This window comes from Marinococcus salis (genome assembly GCF_054971365.1).
Map to the genome: position 1 here is coordinate 24,430 of NZ_JBQOJB010000023.1, position 7,677 is coordinate 32,106.

Below are 7,677 nucleotides of genomic sequence, written 5' to 3' on the forward strand. Positions count from 1 at the left end.
CTCTGCTACATATCTGTTTTCAGTCGATTGCTCGAAAAAAGTACATGTGTGCCCATATAAAAGTGAAACATGTATTCAGCTGCCCCCATCAACACTGCGGTTACCACAGCTGCAAGCAGTACTGGGCCAGCGAAAGTGATCACAGCCCCTGCAGCTAATACGACAGCAAATACTAAAATGGCATCTGCGCCCGCTGCCATTAGGCTTTTTACACGTGGAAGCAGTACTAGATCTCCGAGTGGGTAGCTGATGGCGCCGATGATAATAGTGAGCACCAGCACACTCCAAATAGAAACCCCATTTGCGATGCTCAGCACCAAAAATAACAGTGCGGCAGTCATTATGCTTTTACCAGTTAATGCTTTGATATGCTTCATGTTTTACTCCTTTCCATGTGTGCTTAAAAATACACAAAAAGCCAGGGAAAGACGCCTCTCTTTTCCTGGCTTACCGCAAGGCTTAATCCCGCGATTGCTGCCTCCGTTTATGCAGTTAATGCTTGGCTATTCTTCTGTTTCCTTTAAATACATTTCCATAAACTTTCTTTTGGATTAAAAGAGAGTTCTTTCAAGCTCAGCAAACTAAATGATTTAGCAATACTATCTCTATCCTGCGCTCTCTTTAAAGAAATATTATGAGCTGGAGCATGTCTTTCAGGCCGGGCAAAAAACCATTTGTTCCCTCACCCATCGATAGCCCTGGATTAGGATGACAGTTATAGTCCGCCCTCTTGTGCCGCGTAGGGTTATTCATATTATTCAGCACGAAAAAGCCGGTGAAGACGCTGGAGCGATTTTTCAGCATATTCATTTATAATATCTGCTTCCGATTTTCCTTCAGCGGAGGAGAACACGCTCAAATCGGGAGGCAGGCATTCTACTGTAATTGTTCCGCCGTAGCCTGTTTCCTTAATGGTATCTGCAATTGTTTTCCATGAGAGCCTCCCGTATCCCAGACCCTGCCGGTTAGTATCTGCTACGTGTATGTGGCTGAGAGCTGGGCCAAGATGATGAAAAGGTGCTTCCATGCTGCTTTCTTCAATGTTCATATGAAAAGTGTCGAGCATCGTCGTTACAAAAGGGTGCCCTATTTCCTTCACCAGCAGCAACGCCTGCCAACCGGTGTTAATAATACAGCTTTCATAACGATTTAACGGCTCGATCACAAGCGCGACGTTTCTTTCTTCTGCATATGGAGCTATTTCCTGAAGTGACAGGACAGCCGCTTCCCATTCTGCTTTGCCGTTTTCTTCCGGCTCTGCTTTACCTGGCGCACACGGGGACAGCACCATGTATTCTGCTCCTGCCCGGTATGCACGGTTGATCTGCTCTTTAAAATAATTTACAGCTGTTTTTCGCATGGAAGGGTTCACCTGTGATAAATCTGTTTCTTTCCGCGGCCAGCCTGCATCCGCACACAAGCCCCGGATACGGATATCCAAGGTTTCTGCCAGATCGACCAATTCCTCCCAATTATAGTCTCTCGCATGCACTTCAATTTCATCGTACCCTATGACGGATACGTCACGCATCGTTTGCTCAATCGGCCGGTCTCCAAACACCCAGCTGCATATCGAAAAATTCATCCCATCCTCCCTTTCACTACTACAACTCTTCTGTAATATGTTTCTTCTCCACGAAGTGCTGGAAGAACTATAGAAGCTACAAATAAAGACCAGCGAGGCAAAGCCGCTGGTCTTTATTAAACATCTTCCGAGAACACGTGGCCGCCGATTTCATAGTCCACTGTCTTTGTTTCCCAAAGCCAATTGTCTTTCGGCACTTTTTCACTCCAGAAGAACAATGAATCACCTACGGGTTCCGATCCATTCAGCGCTTCTTCTGTTGCTTCTTCTGCGCGTTCGGAAGGAGACTCTTCTATACTTCCGTCAGCCACAACCTGAAACTGATTTTCTTCATATATGACACTTTCAACGTCATTTGGAAAGGTTTCTGATTCAATACGGTTCAAAATAACACTAGCCACGGCTACCATGCCTTCAAAAGACTCATCTTTGGCTTCTGCATGCACAGCCCGTTCAAGCAGTTCTTCATTTTCAACCTCAGGGACTTCGCTTGAGGCCACTCTTTCTTCCTCTTCTTCAGGTGCCGTTGCTTCCTGTACTGTCTCTTCTTCTACTGCAGGTTGCTTTTCTTCTGGTTCCTGCTCCGCTGTCTGGCTTCGTTCATGCACGCTGTAGACTAAGACACCCAGCACAGCGGCAAAAACAGCAAGCGTTCCCATTACAGTGTAAATGGAATACTGCCTGGACATTATAATCACCCTTTATCAATGAGGCAAAATTATTGTTCCAATGATGGCGGTAAATGACAGGTTTGCCATCACTCTACCATTTTTCTGCCAGAAATAATAATTACCACTGAGGGGATATTCGGCTATTTTCCGCTGAAATAAGTAAAGAAAATCTATAAGCACAACCACGGGCAATATATTTCCTGTATGGCTCCGTACGCGCCAGAATGCATAGACATCAGGAGGAATTTTTTTTCTGTTTTTCTGACTTTGCACGTTCATTGCGGATACGCTGGCGGTAGCCATAGGTTGCTTTAAGAACCGTTTCTTCACTTTCCAGTCCTGCTCCAAGCGCCCCTCCCAACGTAGCCACTGTACAGGCAAGCCATGAAATTTTCAGGTAGGTTGCAAAGGTTACTGTGCCCGATAAATTCAGCGCCAGCTGGGAGGCAGGAATAAATAACAGAGACACAATCAAAAACATAATAAATAACACAATATAATAATGGATAATGGCAATGCCGATTGTAGAAGCCGTAGCTTTGTTGTAGGAGCGGACCAAAAATTTAGATTCTGCCTTGGACTCGTTTTCCCATAACCCATGAGCAACGATAAACCATACGGTCATAGCAACCATAGCCGTAAACATAACTGCAAGAAAACGCCAAAAGCCATAAGTATCACTCAGCATCCAGAAGCTTGGAAAAATCAGTCCGTAAGCACCAGTAGCAAAAGCTAAAGCGATGACACGCTTAAAGGCTGGAAAAATCGTCCAGGGACGGTTTGCCAGCACCATGCCGGAAAGCAGCCTCGTGCGTCCCCTTACATTCAGATTGGCATAAAAGCGGACGTGCTGGCTTTCCTCTTCATTAGAATATACTTTCCTTTTAATTGGAGAAAAACGCTCGTACAAACGGCTGCCCATCAGCTCCCTGGAGCCTCTGCCACGAAGCTGGTAGGAATGGTCGTCTTCGTGCTCCTCAAGCTGTTCCTGGTTTTCTGCAATGCGCTCATTCTGCCGTTCACGGTCTTCTTCGGAGCTTCCATGATGCATTTCATTTACAAGCTGCATCATTGCTTCCCGGACGCGCTTTTTCATGGGCATTGCTCCGAGAGAGGGCAGGGAAATAAGACCGATTTCCCGGTCTGAGCTGGCGTCAGCTATTACCAGCTTCTTTCCGTCTACAATAGGCAGATCTGTAAAACAGAGGGCGTAGTCCCATTCATGCTTTTCTTTATGCTTTTTTGCTTCCTCAATTACCGGTTCTGATTTTTCTATCACTCCGGCAAAAGGATCAAGGAGCACTTCCACTTCCCAGCCTCTCCGGTCATCTACATAGTTTTTGAGTAAATCGGGAAGTTCCCCTTCTATTTCGTCACAAATTTCCTTTGGGAGCTCCGGGGCGGCTATTAGTCCAAGCGTGTAGCTATCGGGCGAATGTTTATTTTTTTTCGAAGCCATCAATACCCTCCTTTCTTTACATCGTCTTAAAAACAAGGCCAAGAATACGGTATCATACTTTTCCCCTTTTCCATATACACGTACTTTTCCATTATGCACATGTTATAGATAAAAGAAAACGAGGAATAATCCTTTTAGGTTCATTATTAATATAAGGAGGTGAACCGGAGCTGACCGCTTCGGCCGCTATGAAATTGACAGAAACTATGCACGTACTCGAACTGTCTATTCCAAACGGAACAGACACTATGGTACTACACTTAACCCTCATAAATAACAATGGCCGCCTTATCCTCTTTGACACAGGCATGCCTGGATATGAAGAAGAGATTTATGAATTGATACGAAATGAAAATCTAAATCCTGATCACCTTGAAACTATTATTTTAACCCATCAGGACATTGATCACATTGGCAGCCTTCCGGAAATTCTTCACGACCATCCCGACTTACGAGTTCTCGTGCATTCGGCCGACAAGCCTTATGTGGACGGCGCGGAGCCATTGATCAAACTAAGCAGTAATGCCAAAGCAAACCTGATTGATACTCTTCCAGAAGCAAAGCGGGACAGAGTTGGCCACATGTTTGACAAAACCGAGCCATCGCTTATCAGTGAAACTGTAGAAGAAAAAGACACACCCATTGAGGGGCTGACTGTCCTGCATACGCCCGGCCATACTCCCGGCCATATCAGCCTGTATCACGAAAACAGCCATACGCTTATTGCGGGCGACGCTTTGACTGCTAAAGACGGCGAGCTTTTCGGCCCACGCGCAGAAGTGACCCCTGATATGGAACAAGCCCGCCGTTCCCTCGAAAAGCTCCTCGGCTTTGATATGACCACCGTGATTTGTTACCACGGAGGCGTCGTACACGGAGACATCAATCATAAAATCAGTGAGATTTTATCCTAAATAAAAAAAGCACCTCCGCCGGTTGCGGAGGTGCTTTCGTCTGTACGTTGATCACGAGTTTTCGATATCCTCCCGAATTCGCTGCCGGCGCTCCTCTTCCTCCCGCAGTCTCGTTTCCTTGTAATCCTTTCGAACGGATTTCAGCAAGGAAATGGCGGAGATAAACAAGACGATAGAGAACGGTAAAGCCCCGATGAGAGAAACTGTCTGAAGCCCATTCAGGCCGGCACTGATAATTAATACAGTAGCGAGTCCTGCAATGAGAGCGCCCCAGATTATTTTTAAAAGCATTGATGGGTTCGTATCTCCGTTAGAGGTCATCATGCCAAGTACGAATGTTGCAGAGTCCGCTGACGTTACAAGGAATGTAAACAACAGACAAATCGATAGTATCGAAAGCAGCGTGCCAAGTGGTATATTATCCAGCATGGCAAACATGGCCCGTGTCGTATCCTCCGCAACGATCCCTGCTATGTCTGTATTGTGAAATAAATCCAGGTTGATGGCAGTGCCGCCGAAAATACCAATCCAGATTATACCGATAAATGGCGGAGCCACCATAACGCCAAGAACGAATTCCCGGAGTGTACGGCCTTTGGAAATACGGGCTACGAACATGCCCACGAACGGAGACCAGGCAATGGTCCAGGCCCAGTAATAAATCGGCCAGTCCTGCACCCAGGTGCCATTTGTATAGTTTTCCATACGCAGGCTTGCCTGGAAGAAGTTTTGAACGTAATCACCAAGACCCATTGTTATTGTTTCAAATATAAAGCCGGTCGGTCCGATAAACAGGACCGCTACCATTAAAAATAATGCCAGCCCAAGGTTTACATTACTCAAATATTTTATTCCGCGGTCCAGGCCGGAAATTGTGGAAGCCATAAAGAATACGAACATGACAGCAACAATTATAAACTGGGTCGTCGAACTGGCAGGCACGTTAAACACACTGTTGAGGCCGCCGCTGATCTGCAGCACACTCAAACCGAGTGTGGTTGCTACCCCCATTACTGTAGCGATAACAGCAATGATATCCACGCCGTTACGGAAACCTTTACGGAGCGGGCGCGTGCCATCTCCAATAACACCATTCATCGTGTCACTGATAAGGCTACGCTCTTCCTGACGGTATAAAAAGTAGGAAATCGCAAGCCCTACAAATGTAAATGAAGCCCACTGGTGAATACCGTTGTTAAAAAATGCGTTCCACATTGCTTCTCTTGCCGCTTCGGGTGTTCCCGGCTCCACGTTTGTCCAGGGCGGCGGAGTCTGGAAGTGGGTCATTGGCTCTGCCACACCCCAGAATACGATACTTACACCAAATCCACAGCTGAAAAGCATCGCAATCCAGGTAAAAAAAGGATATTTCGGCCGGGCGTCATCGCCTCCCAGCCTGACACGTCCATACTTACTGAACGCCATATAAAAGTTAAATAAGATCAAAAACAGCACAAACAGTAAATAGAACCAGCCGAACGTATCAGCGATAAAGCCGTATGTAAATTCGGCCTGGGCCTGCAGGGCCTGTGGTGCTATTGCTCCCCATAACGCAAACGCAAAAATGATGATAAAAGATATAAAAAAGATACTGTTGAGAAATTTAAATTTCTTCTCTTTTTCACTCATGATGCTTCCCCCTCTCTTTGCTTGCAGAAACGAATTAACGAAACTTTAACATATAAGGCCTTTTAAAAACAGTTAGTTTCAAAAAACTCTTTAAACTAGTATTAGGAGCAAAGAACTAACATACAAAGCCTTATGTATCGTTGTACCCGAATTAACCTGCAAATAATACACAAATTCACTGATCTGTGGATTTTTTCAATGAACTTATTTATTTTCATGACTATTTCACTAATTATTCTTTTATTAGCATCGTAAACCTGAAAAATATCGGGTACAATGAAGGTAGGAATATAGATCATCAAAGAGGTACACAAAGTTCACTCCATTTACTTTTTGTCTTCTCTCCAGCATTAGGTTTCAAGCAGGCGTTCCCTGCGAATCTACTATATTAGGAGGATGTTCTATGCAAACAATGAACGTTATATTAGTCGCTGTCGACGGGTCTGAACAGGCTGAATACGCTTTTGAAACCGCTCTCCCTATTGCCAGGGCGCAGCAAGCCCAGCTTATAATCGCCAGGGTAATCAACAAAAACGCCTACCAGCCAATGAGCAGTTACGCCCCGTCTATTATTGAAAAAGTGCAGGAAGATGCTAATGAATTACTGGCAAAGTATAAAAAGCAGGCAGAGGAAGCTGGTATTTCAGACGTAACTGTAGAACTTGTATACGGCTCCCCTAAAACGAAAATTATCCGTGATATTGTGCCAAAATATCATGTCGATTTGATAATAACCGGCGCCACTGGTTTAAACGCTGTTGAGAAAATATTCATGGGCAGTGTGTCAGAACACATCGCAAAAACAGCCCCATGCAGTGTGATGGTGGTCCGTTCTTAGTAATTAATATTAGCGAAAAGCAGCTGGCGTAAATTGCCGCTGTTTTTTTTTGAAAAATTAGGTTTATTCCTTTTACAAGCGGGAACCATTTAAGTGTTCCCATTTATTTGAGGAACAAAAATATATGCATGGTGGAAATGTTGGGACAATAGCGCCTAAAACATAAGCCAGAAAAGCCCTGTCTCTTTTCTGGCTTTTTTGCGTACAAAAACCGGTTTACTCCTCTCCCGGGCTCTATTGGTCTTTTGTTTTCGCTGTGCATTATTTTTATCTTTTAGCCGACGTGCAACCAGGCATGTAGCCGGTGCTCAAGAAGAACTTTTTTCACCCACTTTAAAGCAGGACTCTTCAGCCTGCTCTCATTCTAAGCTTTAAAATTTTAGGAGGACTCGAAAATGGCAATTGATAAGTATCCATCCAGACAAGGCGACCACAAGGAAATCATGGACCGGAAGGACCCCGTTGTTCATGGCGGATCCGACTTCGACGGACCACTGCAGAAAGAGGAACTGGACTTTTACGACGAGAACGGCTACCTCATGCTCCAGAAGCTGTTCACCGACGAGGAAGTCGACATGATG

General features: G+C 45.1%; 7 protein-coding genes and 1 pseudogene. 3 read left to right on the plus strand and 5 right to left on the minus strand.

The window, feature by feature from the left end; genetic code table 11:
- Positions 1-5 precede the first annotated feature (5 nt).
- The 4 genes from ACTTK6_RS14480 to ACTTK6_RS14495 form a co-directional block, all read right to left on the minus strand.
- Positions 6-377, minus strand: coding sequence for a DUF2512 family protein (locus tag ACTTK6_RS14480; protein ID WP_079475662.1), 372 nt, complete (start codon positions 375-377; stop codon positions 6-8).
- A gap of 377 nt (positions 378-754) precedes the next feature.
- Positions 755-1,585 carry a TIM barrel protein gene (locus ACTTK6_RS14485; RefSeq protein WP_462833755.1) on the minus strand — a complete coding sequence of 277 codons (831 nt, stop codon included), beginning with the start codon at positions 1,583-1,585 and terminating at the stop codon, positions 755-757.
- Positions 1,586-1,701: 116 nt separating this feature from the next.
- Complete coding sequence (locus ACTTK6_RS14490; protein ID WP_462833756.1) at positions 1,702-2,274, minus strand: cell wall hydrolase; 573 nt, start codon at positions 2,272-2,274, stop codon at positions 1,702-1,704.
- A 217-nt stretch (positions 2,275-2,491) separates the two neighbouring features.
- Entirely contained in the window at positions 2,492-3,715 is a 1,224-nt protein-coding gene (locus ACTTK6_RS14495) for an MFS transporter (RefSeq protein ID WP_462833757.1), read from the minus strand.
- Positions 3,716-3,909: 194 nt separating this feature from the next.
- Between ACTTK6_RS14495 and ACTTK6_RS14500 the strand changes: the two genes are divergently transcribed.
- Positions 3,910-4,629 (plus strand): MBL fold metallo-hydrolase, encoded by a 720-nt coding sequence (locus tag ACTTK6_RS14500; protein ID WP_186807361.1) that lies wholly within the window; start codon positions 3,910-3,912, stop codon positions 4,627-4,629.
- A gap of 51 nt (positions 4,630-4,680) precedes the next feature.
- On the opposite strand, the gene ACTTK6_RS14505 is transcribed toward ACTTK6_RS14500, so the two are convergent.
- Positions 4,681-6,258 (minus strand): BCCT family transporter, encoded by a 1,578-nt coding sequence (locus ACTTK6_RS14505; protein ID WP_079475657.1) that lies wholly within the window; start codon positions 6,256-6,258, stop codon positions 4,681-4,683.
- A 403-nt stretch (positions 6,259-6,661) separates the two neighbouring features.
- On the opposite strand from ACTTK6_RS14505, the gene ACTTK6_RS14510 reads away from it, so the two are divergent.
- Entirely contained in the window at positions 6,662-7,096 is a 435-nt protein-coding gene (locus ACTTK6_RS14510; RefSeq protein WP_079475656.1) for a universal stress protein, read from the plus strand.
- A 395-nt stretch (positions 7,097-7,491) separates the two neighbouring features.
- Positions 7,492-7,677 (plus strand): annotated as a pseudogene (locus ACTTK6_RS14515) (ectoine hydroxylase); the annotation flags it as partial.

What these genes read in the sequence shown, in the direction of transcription:
- ACTTK6_RS14480 (WP_079475662.1), bottom strand. Translation starts at nt 377, where the DNA reads ATGAAGCATATCAAAGCATTAACTGGTAAAAGCATAATGACTGCCGCA.
- ACTTK6_RS14485 (WP_462833755.1), bottom strand. Translation starts at nt 1,585, where the DNA reads ATGAATTTTTCGATATGCAGCTGGGTGTTTGGAGACCGGCCGATTGAG.
- ACTTK6_RS14490 (WP_462833756.1), bottom strand. Translation starts at nt 2,274, where the DNA reads ATGTCCAGGCAGTATTCCATTTACACTGTAATGGGAACGCTTGCTGTT.
- ACTTK6_RS14495 (WP_462833757.1), bottom strand. Translation starts at nt 3,715, where the DNA reads ATGGCTTCGAAAAAAAATAAACATTCGCCCGATAGCTACACGCTTGGA.
- ACTTK6_RS14505 (WP_079475657.1), bottom strand. Translation starts at nt 6,258, where the DNA reads ATGAGTGAAAAAGAGAAGAAATTTAAATTTCTCAACAGTATCTTTTTT.
- ACTTK6_RS14510 (WP_079475656.1), top strand. Translation starts at nt 6,662, where the DNA reads ATGCAAACAATGAACGTTATATTAGTCGCTGTCGACGGGTCTGAACAG.